This window comes from Pseudomonas sp. B21-054, from assembly GCF_026016345.1.
Classification (GTDB): Bacteria; Pseudomonadota; Gammaproteobacteria; order Pseudomonadales; family Pseudomonadaceae; genus Aquipseudomonas.
The window spans coordinates 4929592-4944673 of the sequence record NZ_CP087204.1 but is presented as its reverse complement, the minus strand read 5'-3'; the positions used below and the strand labels follow the sequence as shown (position 1 = coordinate 4944673).

Below are 15082 nucleotides of genomic sequence, written 5' to 3'. Positions count from 1 at the left end.
CATAATGCCGCCCGTTCCCCCCCGCTCACTGTTGAAGGCCGGCTATGCAGCAAGACGATCCAAAAATCACCAAGGACGCAACGCCTACAGGCACCCAGACATTGCTGCGCGGCCTGGGCGTCGTGCAGGCGGTCGCCAGCGGCGCCCGTGACTTGAAGGAAATCGCCCGGCTGATCGGTACCACTCGCAGCACCACCCATCGCCTGGCCAGCTGCCTGGTGGATGAACGTTACCTGCGCGTGGTGCCGCAAGTGGGTTACCTGCTGGGGCCGAAGCTGATCGAGCTGGGTTTCCAGGCTCGGGAAGAATTGCCACTGGTCAGTCTGGCGGGACCGTACCTGGACGAGCTGTCGGCGCTGACCGGGGACACTGTTCACCTGGCGATTCGCGAGGGCGACGAGGTTTTGTACCTGCTGAAGAATCCGGGGCGTAACGGCCCGGAAATGCGCTCGCGCGTAGGCCATCGCATGCCGTTGGCGCGCACCGGGATCGGCAAGGCGCTGATGCTCGATGACACGCAGGAACAATGGAAGCGGCTGTATGAAATCAGCCTGCCGGCGGGTGGGAAGAATCAGTTCTGGCCCCAGCATCAGGAGCAATCCTGGGAACAGTTCCAGCAACGGATGGTGGAGTATGTGGCGGGGGGCTACGCGTTCGATCTGGAAGACAACGAACCGTCGATTCGCTGCGTGGCGGCGCCGATTCGTGACGCTGGCAAGCGCATCGTTGCCGGCATCAGCATCGCTAGCACCGTGCCATATATGCCGCTGGAAAAAATGGCCGAGCTGATCCCCCTGGTCAAAGGGGTCACAGCCCGGCTATCGGCGGAACTGGGTGCCAAGGTTTGACGAAGGTCAGGCCTTGAGCGTCGCCATGTCGATGACAAAGCGGTACTTCACGTCCCCGGCGATCATGCGGCTGTAGGCCTCGTTGATCTGGCGGATATCGAGCATTTCAATGTCGCAGCTGATGTTGTGTTCGGCGCAGAAATCCAGCACTTCCTGGGTTTCTGCGATACCGCCGATCAACGAGCCGGCCAGGACGCGACGACCCATGATCAAGTTGGCCGCATGGACCGGCGGATCGATCGGTTCGACCAGGCCCACCAGGATGTGTACACCGTCGAAATGCAACGTGCTGAGGTAGGGGTTGAGGTCGTGTTGCACCGGAATGGTGTCCAGCAGGAAGTGGAAGCGTCCGGCCGCGGCAGCCATCTGCTCGGCGTCGGTGGACACGATCACATGGTCGGCGCCCTGGCGACGGGCTTCTTCGGCCTTGCTGGCCGAGCGGGTGAACAACGTCACTTCCGCGCCCATGGCCTTGGCGAACTTGATGCCCATGTGACCGAGACCGCCCATGCCCAGCACGCCGACCTTGTCGCCGGCCTTCACGCCGTAATGCTTGAGGGGCGAGTAGGTGGTGATGCCGGCACAGAGAATCGGCGCGGCGCCGGCCGGGTCAAGTGCTGCCGGGATGCGTAGCACAAAATGTTCTTTGACCACGATGCTGTTGGAGTACCCGCCCATGGTGTGGCCGCCGCTGATACGGTCCGGGCTGGCGTAGGTCTGGGTCATGCCCTGGTAGCAGTATTGTTCCAGGTTCGCGTGGCAAGCTTCGCACTCGCGGCAGGAGTCGACCATGCAGCCAACGCCCACCAGGTCGCCAACCTTATAGCGCGTGACGTCCGCGCCGACGGCGGTGACCTTGCCGACGATCTCATGGCCCGGCATCAGCGGGTAAACGGCGATGCCCCATTCGTTGCGAGCCTGGTGGATGTCGGAGTGGCAGACGCCGCAGTAGAGAATGTCGATCGCCACGTCGTCGGCTCGCGGGCTGCGGCGCTCGAATTTCATGGGGGCGAGGGGAGTAGTGGGTGATTGAGCGGCGTATCCGATGGCGGTGTACATAATGGACCTCGCTAAGCAGTGAACAGTGGTGAGGCGATCTATTCTGGTAGCCATGGCGATATTCGGCGATGGCGATTCCTACGGGTGTCATGCCTAATCCTCCGACCTTGGCCGTGGATTGATCCTATGGAGCACCAGACCTGCGATGATGTTCCCATCCCTTTTTCCGTGAAGTTTTCCCCATGTTGCTGACCCGTTATCTCGATGCTAACGCGACGCTGGTTTCGTTGATTGAACCCCTGGCGACCCGTGACGGTTTTATTCCGACCCCGTTGCCTGGCGTACAAGTCCTGCGGTGCAGCGAGGACATCGCCCGTGGTCCTCAGCTCTACGAGCCAAGCCTGGTGATCATTGCCCAGGGCAGCAAGCTGGCTTACCTGGGACCACGCACGCTGGAGTACGGCGCTGGGCATTACCTGATCCAGGCCTTGCCGGTGCCGTTCGAGTGCGAAACCTATGCCATGCCCGATGCTCCGCTGCTGGGGATATCGGTTGCGATCGATCGGGCGCTGTTGGGCGAGCTCGTGCTGGCAATGGGGTTGATGCCGGGGCGAAGCCTCGCGGCCCAGACGCCGGAGTCGATGACGTGTGCCGTGCTCGATCACGACATGCGTGGGTGTGTCGAGCGCTTGTTGCACTGTCTGCACGATCCGTTGGAATGCCAGGTCATGGGTCAGGCGCGGTTGCGGGAACTGCTGTTCGTCGCCTTGCGCGGGCCCCAGGCCGATGTATTGCGGGCGCTGGTGGAGCAGCAAGGGCAGTTCGCCCGGATTGCCGCGGCCTTGAGCCATCTGCATGCACACTTCACCGAGCCGCTGAACGTCGAGACGCTGGCCAGTTGCGCGAACATGAGCGCCTCGACCTTTCATGAGCATTTCAAGCGCAGCACGTTGTTGTCGCCGGTGCAGTACCTCAAGCGCTTGCGTCTGCTCAAGGCTCAGCGGCTGCTGCTCATCGAGGGCATGGGCGTGGCACAGGTGGCACATCAAGTGGGGTATCAGAGCCCGTCGCAGTTCAGCCGGGAGTACAAACGCTACTTCGAGCGCAACCCTGGGGAAGAGCGCGCCGCCTGATCCTGCGATGTTCCCCTGTGGGAGCGAGCTTGCTCGCGATAGCGGTGGGTCAGTCGACATCTGTGTTGAATGAAAAATCGCTATCGCGAGCAAGCTCGCTCCCACATTGGGTTGCGGTATTCCTTGGATGGCAGGCAACAAAAAGGCCCCCATTGCGGGAGCCTTGATGTTCAGCGAGTCGGCTTACATGTTCGGGTAAGTCGGCCCACCAGCGCCTTCCGGGGATACCCAGGTGATGTTCTGGGCCGGATCCTTGATGTCGCAGGTCTTGCAGTGGACGCAGTTCTGGGCGTTGATCTGGAAGCGCTTCTCGCCGTCTTCCTTGGTCAGCACTTCATACACGCCGGCCGGGCAGTAGCGTTGGGCCGGTTCGTCGTACAGCGGCAGGTTCTTGCTGATCGGGATGCTCGGGTCGGTCAGCTTCAGGTGGCAGGGCTGTTCTTCTTCGTGGTTGGTACCGGAGATGAACACCGAGCTGAGTTTGTCGAAGCTGATCTTGCCGTCCGGTTTCGGGTAGTCGATCTTCTTGCAATCGGCCGCCAGTTTCAGACAGGCATAGTCGGGCTTGTTGTCATGCAGGGTGAACGGCAGCTTGCCGCCGAAAATGTTCTGGTCGAGCCAGTTGAAGCCGCCACCGATGATGGCGCCGTACTTATGGATCGCCGCGCCGAAGTTGCGACTGGCGAACAGCTCTTCATACAGCCAGCTGTTTTTGAAGCTGTCGACGTAAGCGGTCAGTTCATCACCGCCTTCGGATTCGGCGAACAGGCGATCGGCCACCGCCTCGGCGGCGAGCATGCCGGATTTCATGGCGGTATGGCTGCCCTTGATCTTGGCGAAGTTCAAGGTGCCGAGGTCGCAACCGATCAGCGCACCGCCCTTGAAGACCATTTTCGGCAGCGAATTCAGGCCGCCCTTGCAGATGGCGCGAGCGCCGTAGCTGACGCGCTTGCCGCCCTCCAGATACTGCTTGAGCACCGGGTGATGCTTGAGGCGCTGGAACTCGTCGAACGGTGACAGGTAGGTGTTGCTGTAGGACAGGTCGACGATCAGGCCGACCACAACCTGGTTGTTTTCCAGGTGATAGAGGAACGAACCGCCGGTGTTCTCGGTGCCCATGATGTCCAGCGGCCAGCCGGCAGTGTGCACCACCAGGCCGGGTTGGTGCTTGGCCGGGTCGATTTCCCAGATTTCCTTCAGGCCGATGCCGTAGTGCTGGGCGTCGGCCTCGCTGTCCAGGTTGAAACGCTTGATCAACTGCTTGCCGATGTGGCCACGGCAGCCTTCTGCGAACAGCGTGTACTTGCCGCGCAACTCCATGCCGGGGGTGTAGAGGCCTTCCTTCGGGTTGCCTTCGCGGTCGACACCCAGGTCGCCGGTGATGATCCCGCGCACCACGCCGTTTTCGTCGAACAGCGCTTCCTGGGCGGCGAAGCCTGGGTAGATCTCCACGCCCAGGTTTTCGGCCTGCTGGGCCAGCCAGCGGCACAGGTTGCCCAGGGAAATAATATAGTTGCCTTCGTTGTGCATGGTCTTGGGCACAAAGAAGTCAGGGATTTTGCTCGCGGCCTCGGCGTTTTTCAGGACATAAATGTCATCGCGTTTGACGGGCGTATTCAGCGGTGCGCCGAGTTCTTTCCAGTCCGGGAACAGTTCGTTCAGGGCACGAGGTTCGAACACCGCGCCGGAGAGGATGTGCGCACCGACTTCCGAGCCTTTTTCGACCACGCAGACGCTGATTTCCTTACCGGCTTCGGCGGCCTTCTGTTTCAGTCGGCAAGCGGCAGACAGGCCAGCGGGGCCGGCACCGACGATGACCACGTCGAATTCCATGTATTCGCGTTCCACAGGCTATCTCCTACTCAAGGCTCTACAGTTTTTTCTAATTGGAGGTTTGGCGTTGCATCCGTTGTTTCCTTCGAAAAGCGACGAAAGCGACAATGGATGACACGCGGTTCTCTCTTAAGCGGCGCATTATATCTACACCACTCTCAGGGTCCAATACAAACGTTCGTTTGAAATTGCCGCAGGCCAGATAAATCACTGACGTACGGCTTATGACTGACCATTTTGCCGTATTGACCGGAATAGGCGTTCCGGTCAAGATACGGTCGGTTTTGCGCTCGCCGTAGGCTGACTGTTGGTTTCAAGAGCACCTCTAAAGACAGGGCGAAGGCAGCACAAAGTGACGTATTGCGTGGCTCGGACGCGCAGTTTACACGCCGCGATAATGAATGACTCGTCGGTCATCACTGACGAACGGTCTTCACTCCCGTGTGCAAGGTCATGTGTGGTTCATGCCGGCGTTTTTAGAGGTGCCCTTGCGCCCATGAGCATCAACCGCCAGGTTCGCCTAGGCGACTTTCTTTTCACCGGAGAGTAACGAGGAATCCATGAAGGTTCTTGTAGCTGTCAAACGAGTGGTCGACTATAACGTCAAGGTTCGCGTCAAGGCGGACAACTCCGGCGTCGACCTCGCCAACGTCAAGATGTCGATGAACCCTTTCTGCGAAATCGCCGTAGAAGAAGCCGTGCGCCTGAAAGAAAAAGGCGTGGCGACTGAGATCGTCGTCGTCTCCATCGGCCCGACCACCGCCCAGGAACAACTGCGTACCGCGCTGGCACTGGGTGCCGACCGCGCCATCCTCGTCGAATCCGCCGAAGACCTGACCTCCCTGGCCGTGGCCAAGTTGCTCAAGGCCGTTGTCGACAAGGAACAGCCTCAGCTGGTGATCCTCGGCAAACAAGCCATCGACAGCGACAACAACCAGACTGGCCAGATGCTCGCTGCACTGAGCGGCTACGGTCAGGGCACGTTCGCGTCCAAGGTCGAAGTCAGCGGCGACAGCGTTGCCGTGACCCGCGAAATCGACGGCGGCGCGCAGACGGTTTCCCTGAAACTGCCAGCCATCGTCACCACCGACCTGCGTTTGAACGAGCCGCGTTATGCGTCCCTGCCAAACATCATGAAAGCCAAGAAGAAGCCGCTTGAAGTGCTGACGCCTGACGCTTTGGGCGTTTCCACCGCCTCCACCAACAAGACCCTCAAAGTCGAAGCGCCGGCTGCACGCAGCGCAGGCATCAAGGTCAAGTCGGTGGCTGAACTGGTCGAGAAACTGAAAAACGAAGCGAAGGTAATCTAAACATGACTATCTTGGTAATCGCCGAACACGATAACAAGGCGCTGGCTCCGGCCACGCTGAACACCGTTGCTGCCGCTGCCAAAATCGGTGGCGATGTCCACGTCCTGGTCGCCGGGCAGGGCGCTGGCGCCGTGGCCGAAGCGGCTGCGAAAATCGCTGGCGTGGCAAAAGTGCTGTCGGCCGACAACGCCGCCTACGCGCATCAACTGCCGGAAAACGTCGCGCCACTGGTGGCCGAGCTGGGCAAGGCTTACAGCCACATCCTGGCCGCCGCCACTTCCAACGGCAAAAACATCCTGCCGCGCGTTGCCGCTGCGCTGGACGTCGACCAGATCTCCGAGATCATCTCGGTAGAAAGCGCCGACACCTTCAAGCGTCCGATCTACGCCGGTAACGCCATTGCCACCGTGCAATCGAACGCGTCGGTCAAGGTCATCACCGTTCGCGCCACCGGTTTCGACCCGGTTGCCGCCGAAGGTGGCTCGGCTGCCATTGAAGCTGTTGCTGCTGCCCACGACACTGGGATCTCCAGCTTCGTCGGTGAAGAGCTGGCCAAGTCCGATCGTCCTGAACTGACCGCTGCCAAGATCGTCGTTTCCGGCGGTCGTGGCATGCAGAACGGCGACAACTTCAAGCACCTCTACGCCCTGGCCGACAAGCTGGGCGCTGCCGTCGGCGCTTCCCGCGCGGCGGTCGACGCAGGTTTCGTACCCAACGACATGCAGGTCGGTCAGACCGGCAAGATCGTTGCACCACAGCTGTACATCGCCGTCGGTATCTCCGGCGCGATCCAGCACCTGGCCGGCATGAAAGACTCCAAGGTGATCGTTGCGATCAACAAGGACGAAGAAGCGCCGATCTTCCAAGTGGCCGACTATGGCCTGGTGGCGGACCTGTTCGAAGCCATCCCTGAGCTGGAGAAGCTGGTCTAATCCGGCGTCTTCACTTATAAAGAGCCCGGCCCTTTGGCCGGGTTTTTTATTTCTGCATTATTTGTTTTCGCTGCAAGAGGAGCGTATTGCCATGGATCTTCGCCGTTTGGCCGGCTGGTCGTTGCTGTGGGCGTTGGCGGGTGTGCCGGGCCTGTCTGCCGCCGCTGGCAAGTGTGAGCGGTTGATCGCCACCGGCAGCCCGGATGCGCCCCCCTACCTTTGGCAAGATCCTCAAGACCCCAAGCACTTGATTGGCGCTGGCGCCGACCTGCTCGCGCAGGTGGCGGGGGAGTTGGGCATCAAGATCGAATTGCTTTACGCCGGCAAGCGCGCCCAGGCACTGGACGAAGTGCGCAGCGGCCGCATGGACCTGCTCACCGATGCTCCGCTGACCAGCACCGGGCTTGAAGCCTTGGACTACGTTCATCCGCCCTTGCTGGAAAACGATTACCTGGTCTGGACCCGCAAGGATTCGACACTGGTCATCAACCAGCCCGAAGACTTACAGGACCATCCCGGCGCGTTGTCGGAAAAGGCCCGTATGACCCAGGGATTCGGCGTTTTTGCCGAGCAGAAATTATCTCTGACCCGCACGCCCAACCTGACCCAGGCCTTTCAGAAATTGCTGTTGGGGGAAGTGGAATATGTCCTGGCAGGGCGCTATTCGGGCCTGGCCATGGCGCAGACACTGGGGATGGCGAACGACCTGCAGGCTGCACCGCAAGCCGTGGACAAACCCGGGCTGTTCCTCGCGGTTTCCCATAACTCTGCCTGCAATGACCCATGGTTACGCGGACAGCTGGCGCAAAAGATGACAGAATTGGCCGCGTCCGGCCTGACGGAGGCTGTGTTGCAGCGCAATCTCGAACGTTGGAAAACACAGTTGCAGCCACCTGTCGGTGCCCCAAAACAGTAGGGAACATTAGTGACTATTCGACCTCTTTTCGCTGCCCTGGCCGTTCTGGCTCTGGCGGGCTGCGCAGCCGATCCGGCGCCGAATGAACAAATCCGCCTGACCGAACAGGCACTGGAGCAAGCCCGGGCCGTAGGTGCCAATGCCGACGAAGTGCCCGAATTGAAACTGGCTGAAGAAAAATTCGCCCGGGCCAAATCCAACATGACCGACGAATCGTACAAGAAGGCGCGCATGCGCGCCGAACAGGCCGAGCTGGATGCGCGCCTGGCCGAAGCGAAGGTGCTGACCCTCAAGAGCCAGGAGCAACTGAACGTGCTCGACACCCGCATCAAGCGCTTGCGCAAACAGTTGAGGGAGGATGCCCAATGAAGCACTCCCACGTTTTGGGCGGCCTGGTCCTCGCAGGGTTGGCCAGTTTGTATGGCTGCGCCGGCCAGCGCAGCGAAGCGGCACTTGAGCAGGCCAGCACCGACTTCCAGAAGGTCAAGGAAGACGCCAACGTTTTACGGGCCGCCCCCCGGGACGTGATCCGCGCCGGCGAATCCCTGGCCCGTGCCGATCGCTTGTCCTCCTACTGGGGCAGCGGTGAGGATGTGCAGCATTACGCCTACCTGAGCCAGCGCTACAGTGCGATCGCCCGGGAACACAGTAATCAGCTACTCAATGAAGAGCGTGCGGCGAAGCTTGAACTGGAGCGCCAGCGCCTGCAATTGGCGTTGCGCGAATCCAAGCTGCTGAGCGTGCAGCAGCAAGGCAAATGGCTCGAAGAACAGATCATGGCGATGGCGACCACCCAGACCGATCGCGGCCTGGTGATGACCCTCGGTGACGTGCTGTTCGACACCGGCGAGGCGGAATTGAAGAACTCGGCCAACCGGGTCGTGCTCAAGATCGTGCAGTTCTTGCAGCTCAATCCCAAGCGCGTAGTACGCATCGAAGGCTACACCGACAGCACCGGCGGCAAGCAGGAAAATCTCAAGCTGTCGCGGGATCGCGCCCAGGCGGTGGCGGACGTGCTGGTGGATCTGGGGATTGACGAAAAGCGTATCCAGGTCGAAGGCTACGGTGACCAATACCCCGTGGACGTCAACGCTTCCGAACGTGGCCGCGCACAGAATCGTCGCGTTGAAATTGTGTTCTCCGACGAGAAAGGCCAGCTCGGCGCCGCCCGCTGAGGGCTGCGTCACTGGAAAACCCGGCCCCTTCAACGGCGCCGGGTTTTTTTGGGCCCGCAAATTGTCCTGTGAGGGGTACAGTTAGCGCTGTCACTCCCTTGTACTGTCGAGTAATCTGGCAACTGTCCCAGTACACTTCTAAACTGTGCCGGTATCGTTTCAGACAAGAATAAAATGCCCGTGAAATCGAGTGCTGCGTCATGACCAACCTCCTGCTCTATCAACGTATTGCTCAACAACTGGCTGAAGACATCCGCCGCGGTGTGTATCAGCCCGGAGAACGCGTGCCTTCGGTGCGCAAGATGAGTTCGCAGCTCAACGTCAGCCACGCGACGGTGCTGCAGGCCTACGCCAACCTTGAAGACCAGGGGCTGATCCGTGCGCGGCCGCAATCGGGTTACTACGTGCACCAGACCCCAGCCTTGACGGCGCCGACGCCGGACATCGCCCGGGTCGAGCGTCCGGGGCTGGTGACGCGCAGCAGCATCATCCAGCAGGTACTGGACGAGTCGCGCCGTGAAGGGGTGTTTCCCTTGGGGGCGGCGGTACCGAGCGTCGATTACTTGCCGGTGCGGGCGCTGCACCAGCAATTGGCCAAGGTCACGCGGTTCCACAGCCCGCGGGCGTTCAGCTACATGTTCAGCCCGGGCTTCGAACCGTTGCGACGTCAGGTGGCGATTCGCATGCGCGATGCCGGTGTGGTGGTGGATCCCTCCGAAGTGGTGATCACCCACGGCTGTGTCGATGCGCTGCAGATGTCCTTGCGCGTGTTGACCCGGCCAGGGGATCTGATCGCTGCCGAATCACCCACCTACTACGGCTTGCTACAACTGGCGGATCTGTTGGGGCTCAAGGTCATCGAGATACCCAGCGACCCGGTCACTGGCATGAGCCTAGAGGCCCTGCAACTGGCGGCCAACCAATGGTCGATCAAGGCGTTGGTGCTGACCACGCGCTTGAGTAACCCCTTGGGTGGGACGATGCCGGAGGAGCGGCAAAAGCAACTGTTACGCCTGGCGTCGGATTTCGACATTCAGATCGTCGAGGACGATATCTATGGTGAGCTGATGTTCGAGCAGGGGCGCACCAAGGCACTAAAAGCCTATGACCGGTTGGATCGGGTCATCTACTGTTCGAGCTTTTCCAAGACGTTGTCGCCAGGGGTGCGTATTGGCTGGATGATCGCCGGCAAATTCCAGCAGGAAATCCAGCGGCTCCAGACCTTCAGTACCCACTCGGCGTGCAGCGTCACGCAGATGGGCATTGCGGCGTATCTGGAAAATGGCGGCTATGACCGACACCTGCGTTATATCCGCCAGGAGTACCGCAAAAATCTCAGCGCCTTTCAGCTGGCGGTGCAGCAGTACTTTCCCGAAGGCACGCAGATGAGTCGGCCCACCGGCGGTTTCATCCTGTGGGTCAGCCTGCCGGGACGGGTCAATACCCAGGAATTGCATGTGCGGGCGTTGCAACAAGGCATCAGTATCGCGCCCGGGCTGATTTTCAGTAACACCGAGCAGTTCAACCACTGTATCCGACTGAACTGTGGCACGCCTTGGAACCGTGAGGCGGAGCGGGCCTTGATGACGCTGGGGCTGTTGGCCACTCAATTGTGCCAAGAGACTGCCAACGGATTTTTATAGGAATCAGCGGCTTAGCCTGATGTGCTTGTCAGCGTCTCATTATCAGGCGAGCATGGGGTTCTCTGCCGTAACTGCCGTTGTATTTATGAAAGCCATTGTTCCTGTCGCGTGGGTTTTGATCGGCCTGTTGACTGCCTTCCACACAGGAGGCGTCGTGGCGGCTTCGGCGCAGGATAAACCGGCCGTCAACGCCGCGCAAAATGCGCCGAAAAAACCGGCAGCGGTCAAAAAGGCACCCGCGAAAAAGGCAGCGCCCGTGAAGAAAAAACGCGCGCCAATCGCTTCCAAGAGCAAATCTGCCCACGAGATCGCCAAAAAACCACTGCCGCCGCCCAAGCTGGATTTGAGCCTGCCCCATGACATGGTCGAGAATCTGCAGCCACCGGGTAAGGTATTGTCACCCAAACATGAGCCACTGCTGCCTTCATTTTTTGGAGAGAAGCCCGGACCGTTCCAGCTCAATGGCCGTTTGCTGAGCAATGAAATGCAGCTGCCCCTGCGCAATCAGGAGCGTCATGAAGTGGAAGGGGCGGCGCTGGATTTCGAGTTCAAGCAGTAGATCTTGGCCATGCTTGCAGTCGTTGCTGACTGTCCAGTCATCTTGTTGCGGCGAAAAAACACACAAGCAGTAATTTAAAACGAGTGTTTTAGCCGCTACTCTGTGCCCTGTTACCAATCATTACTTGTCGTGAGGATGTTTGTCGTCATGAAGTGCCGTGAAGGCTGTGGCGCCTGCTGCATTGCCCCTTCCATCAGCTCGCCGATCCCTGGCATGCCCCAGGGCAAGCCGGCAGGAGAACGCTGCGTGCAGTTGTCGATCGATAACCTGTGCCGGATCTTCGGCGAGCCAGAGCGTCCGGCAGTATGTTCGGCGTTCGAAGCTGACATCGAAGTCTGCGGCAACAGCAGCGAAGACGCTATCCGCCTCATCGGTTGGTGGGAGCAAGTCACGGCAGCGTAATGGGTTAATGATCGGAACTGACATGAACGAACTTGGACAATAAGGAAAAGAATTATGGGTTCGCTGCATCGTATGGCTGTGTTGTGTGGGATGACCGTGTTGTTGGCATCGGCCGCCGCTCAGGCAGAAGACTGGCAAGTGGTCAAGGAGCAGGACGGTATCAAGGTTTCCCTCAGTGAAGTGGCCGGCTCCAAGTACAAGGCCTACCAGGGCGTGACCGTCATGAAAACCACCATGCCCAAGCTGCGGGCCCTGCAGGAAGATGTCTCGGGTGCCTGCGCCTGGATTCATGAATGCAAGAGCCAGAAACTGCTCAAGCACGAGGGCGACAAGAGCTGGACCTACACCCAGTTCAATACGCCGTGGCCGGTCAAGTCCCGGGACTCTGTGTTGGAAGTGACCACCGTCGAAGGCACCGATGGCAGCCTGACCCGCAACCTCAAGGGCGTGCCGAAGTACCTGCCCGAAGAGCCGGATTATGTGCGGGTGACCCAGGTTGAGGGCTTCTGGAAATTCGTACCCAAGGGCGCGGGCCAGGTCGAAGTGACCTATCAGGTCCACACCGATCCGGGTGGCAGCGTACCGTCCTGGCTGGCCAACAAATTTGTGGTGGACGCGCCGTTCAACACCTTGAAAGCCCTGAAGGAACGTGCCGAGAAATAATCGGCTATGCAACACCCCAAAAGACCGCCCTCGAGGCGGTCTTTTCGTACGTGCCGGCCAACAACCCGGCGGAACGATTGTTCAGCGCTCAATGTCGAGATGTACGTAAGCCAGGCCCTGAATTGATCGAGGAGAGACCGATGCAAAAGTGGGAGATCACTTTCGTTGATGACCACGGCGAAGCCATCGCCGAGCAGTTCGACTATGACCAAGAGCCCACCATGGAGCAGGCTGCGCAATTGATCCGCGAAAAGTTGCTACCCGTGCCCGCCAAGCTTGATCTCAATGACCTGGAAGGTCGCACCGAAGACCCAACGCTCAAGAACCTCAAATCCCAGCACAGCATCGAAATCATCAGCATTAAACCGATTTCATGAAATTCAGTGTCTGGCCCCGCTTGGCAGTGACCGCGACTTGCGGCTACTCTGCAATTGAGATCAGCGAAAGGATCGCGAAGGTCCGGTCTTGTCAGCTACATGCTTGTGTCCCGACGGTCAGTTGATGCCGTGCCATGCGCAACCCCTGGGTTGCTCATACGGGAAGACGGAAAGTCTATCCATCAGTTTGAGGAGGACGTTTCATGAGCACAGCCTATCAAGAAGACATCAGCACCAGTGTGCTTCGCCGCATGAAAGAAGGCGGTTTCGATTTCTCACAATTCCATCCCATCGAGTTCTACGCCATTTTCCCGGATGAGGAGCGGGCGCGCAGGGCAGCAGGTCAATTTCGGGGTGAGTCATTGAACGCACAGATCAGCGCCCGGGACGACGGGGCCTGGTCGTTGGAACTGAGCCGGGTGATGTACGCCACCTACGACGACATTGGAGACTTCGAGCAAGACTTCGAGGCCGTGGTTGAACCCTTGGGCGGCATCATCGAGGGTTGGGGCGTCAAACAGGAGATTCGGCGCCTGCAGGCCTGATACTTCACTTACTGCAACCAGAGCAACGGCTGACCTTTGTGTCGGCCGTTTTCATGTGTGCCCGCCAGCCGCCAACTGACCCCTGCCACACTCCTCCAGGTTTTGTACCTAACTGTATCCGCAGCAGGCTACGTCCTTTTTCCGTGTCTATGCTCAGGGTAGCCAGGCTATGCGTCGTGATGAGGCGTGGCGGTGGGGTAGGGGGGCATTGGCTGCACTACAAGGGTGCATGGCCTCCCGGTGGATAATCCAACCCTTTGATCAGGAAGCGTTTATGCCGATGGCACGGGCCTTGCGAAGCCGGATGTCAGGGTGACAAGGAGTACGGCATGATCCGCACCGGTTTTGATGAAATGTACGACGCCGACGGCCAGGTCCGCCCGCATTATCGGGCGTTTGCCCGTTGGCTGGCCGAAACCCCTGACGAGCTTCTGGCACAACGGCGGCGCGAAGCCGACCTGTTGTTTCATCGCGCCGGGATCACATTCACGCTCTACGGTGACGAGCAGGGAACAGAGCGCCTGATCCCTTTCGACACCATCCCGCGCAGCATTCCCGCCAGTGAATGGCGGGTCGTCGAGCGTGGCTGCATCCAGCGAGTCAAGGCGCTGAACATGTTCCTGGCCGACCTCTACCACGAACAACGCATCATCCGCGCCGGGATCATTCCGGCCGAGCAGGTGCTGGCCAACGAGCAATATCAACTGGCGATGCAGGGGCTGGACCTGCACCGCGACATCTATGCCCACATTTGCGGGGTCGACCTGGTACGCGACGGCGACGGCACGTACTACGTGCTCGAGGACAATCTTCGTACGCCCAGTGGCGTCAGCTACATGCTCGAAGATCGCAAGATGATGATGCGCCTGTTTCCCGAACTGTTCGCCGTCCAACGCATCGCGCCGATAGATCATTATCCCAATCTGCTGCTCGACACCCTGAAAAGCGCGAGCCCGCTGGACGATCCCAGTGTCGTGGTCCTCACTCCGGGACGTTTCAACAGTGCTTTCTTCGAACACGCGTTCCTGGCTCGGGAGATGGGTGTGGAACTGGTGGAAGGCGCTGACCTTTTCGTACGCGATGACAAGGTCTTCATGCGTACCACTGACGGGCCGAAAACCGTCGATGTGATCTATCGGCGCCTCGACGATGCGTTCCTCGATCCCCTGGCCTTCAACCCGGAGTCGATGCTCGGTGTACCAGGGCTGTTGTCGTCCTACCGTTCGGGCAACGTGGTGCTGGCCAATGCCATCGGTACGGGGGTGGCGGACGATAAGTCGGTGTACCCGTTCGTCACCGACATGATCCGTTTTTACCTGGACGAAGAGCCGATCCTGAAGAACGTTCCGACCTGGCAGTGTCGCAATCCTGCCGAGCTTTCCCACGTGCTGGCTAACCTTCCGGACCTGGTCGTCAAGGAGACCCAGGGTTCCGGCGGTTACGGAATGCTGGTGGGGCCGGCGGCGACGACGGCGCAGATCGATGCCTTCCGTGAGCGGATCAAGGCCAAGCCGCACGCCTATATCGCCCAGCCGACGCTGTCACTCTCGACGTGCCCGACCTTTGTCGAAAATGGCATCGCTCCACGGCATATCGACTTGCGGCCGTTTGTGCTGTCCGGCCGGGAAACCCGTGTGGTGCCCGGCGGCCTGACCCGTGTGGCGCTGCGCGAAGGGTCGCTGGTGGTGAACTCATCCCAGGGCGGTGGCACGAAGGACACCTGGGTGGTCGAGGATTGAAGGAGCTG

General features: G+C 59.8%; 16 protein-coding genes. 14 read left to right on the top strand and 2 right to left on the bottom strand.

Going from position 1 to position 15082, the window contains the following annotated elements:
- Positions 1-44: 44 nt before the first annotated feature.
- Positions 45-848, top strand: a complete 804-nt coding sequence (locus LOY70_RS21300; protein WP_265029236.1) for an IclR family transcriptional regulator — start codon at positions 45-47, stop codon at positions 846-848.
- A 6-nt stretch (positions 849-854) separates the two neighbouring features.
- Here the strand turns inward: LOY70_RS21300 and LOY70_RS21295 are convergent, their stop codons facing one another.
- Positions 855-1907, bottom strand: coding sequence for an NAD(P)-dependent alcohol dehydrogenase (locus LOY70_RS21295; RefSeq protein ID WP_265029235.1), 1053 nt, complete (start codon positions 1905-1907; stop codon positions 855-857).
- A 182-nt stretch (positions 1908-2089) separates the two neighbouring features.
- Between LOY70_RS21295 and LOY70_RS21290 the strand changes: the two genes are divergently transcribed.
- Positions 2090-2980: an AraC family transcriptional regulator gene (locus LOY70_RS21290; protein ID WP_265029234.1), complete on the top strand. Its 891-nt coding sequence runs from the start codon at positions 2090-2092 to the stop codon at positions 2978-2980.
- Between the two features lie 183 nt (positions 2981-3163).
- Here the strand turns inward: LOY70_RS21290 and LOY70_RS21285 are convergent, their stop codons facing one another.
- Entirely contained in the window at positions 3164-4828 is a 1665-nt protein-coding gene (locus tag LOY70_RS21285) for an electron transfer flavoprotein-ubiquinone oxidoreductase (protein ID WP_265029233.1), read from the bottom strand.
- Between the two features lie 545 nt (positions 4829-5373).
- Here LOY70_RS21285 and LOY70_RS21280 point away from each other — a divergent pair.
- From LOY70_RS21280 to LOY70_RS21225, 12 genes are all read left to right on the top strand, one after another.
- On the top strand, positions 5374-6123 hold the full coding sequence (locus LOY70_RS21280) for an electron transfer flavoprotein subunit beta/FixA family protein (protein WP_007908338.1): 750 nt from the start codon (positions 5374-5376) through the stop codon (positions 6121-6123).
- A 2-nt stretch (positions 6124-6125) separates the two neighbouring features.
- Positions 6126-7055, top strand: a complete 930-nt coding sequence (locus LOY70_RS21275) for an electron transfer flavoprotein subunit alpha/FixB family protein (protein WP_265029232.1) — start codon at positions 6126-6128, stop codon at positions 7053-7055.
- A 91-nt stretch (positions 7056-7146) separates the two neighbouring features.
- A complete protein-coding gene (locus LOY70_RS21270; protein WP_265029231.1) occupies positions 7147-7971 on the top strand; it encodes a substrate-binding periplasmic protein in 825 nt (274 codons plus the stop codon).
- Between the two features lie 9 nt (positions 7972-7980).
- A complete protein-coding gene (locus tag LOY70_RS21265) occupies positions 7981-8340 on the top strand; it encodes a DUF4398 domain-containing protein (protein WP_025214828.1) in 360 nt (119 codons plus the stop codon).
- The gene (locus tag LOY70_RS21260; protein WP_265029230.1) at positions 8337-9146 is read left to right on the top strand and encodes an OmpA family protein; all 810 of its coding nucleotides are present in this window, start codon (positions 8337-8339) and stop codon (positions 9144-9146) included. Before LOY70_RS21265 ends, LOY70_RS21260 begins: the two co-directional genes overlap by 4 nt.
- Before the next feature lie 200 nt (positions 9147-9346).
- Positions 9347-10789, top strand: coding sequence for a PLP-dependent aminotransferase family protein (locus tag LOY70_RS21255; protein WP_123345855.1), 1443 nt, complete (start codon positions 9347-9349; stop codon positions 10787-10789).
- An 85-nt stretch (positions 10790-10874) separates the two neighbouring features.
- On the top strand, positions 10875-11348 hold the full coding sequence (locus tag LOY70_RS21250) for a translation initiation factor 2 (protein ID WP_265029229.1): 474 nt from the start codon (positions 10875-10877) through the stop codon (positions 11346-11348).
- Positions 11349-11495: 147 nt separating this feature from the next.
- Positions 11496-11750, top strand: coding sequence for a YkgJ family cysteine cluster protein (locus LOY70_RS21245; protein WP_265029228.1), 255 nt, complete (start codon positions 11496-11498; stop codon positions 11748-11750).
- 54 nt (positions 11751-11804) lie between these two features.
- Positions 11805-12413, top strand: coding sequence for an START domain-containing protein (locus LOY70_RS21240; protein WP_265029227.1), 609 nt, complete (start codon positions 11805-11807; stop codon positions 12411-12413).
- Between the two features lie 140 nt (positions 12414-12553).
- Positions 12554-12790: a hypothetical protein gene (locus LOY70_RS21235; protein WP_123345849.1), complete on the top strand. Its 237-nt coding sequence runs from the start codon at positions 12554-12556 to the stop codon at positions 12788-12790.
- Positions 12791-12993: 203 nt separating this feature from the next.
- Entirely contained in the window at positions 12994-13335 is a 342-nt protein-coding gene (locus tag LOY70_RS21230) for a ribonuclease E inhibitor RraB (protein WP_025214821.1), read from the top strand.
- Positions 13336-13664: 329 nt separating this feature from the next.
- Positions 13665-15074 carry a circularly permuted type 2 ATP-grasp protein gene (locus LOY70_RS21225; RefSeq protein WP_265029226.1) on the top strand — a complete coding sequence of 470 codons (1410 nt, stop codon included), beginning with the start codon at positions 13665-13667 and terminating at the stop codon, positions 15072-15074.
- Positions 15075-15082 lie beyond the last annotated feature (8 nt).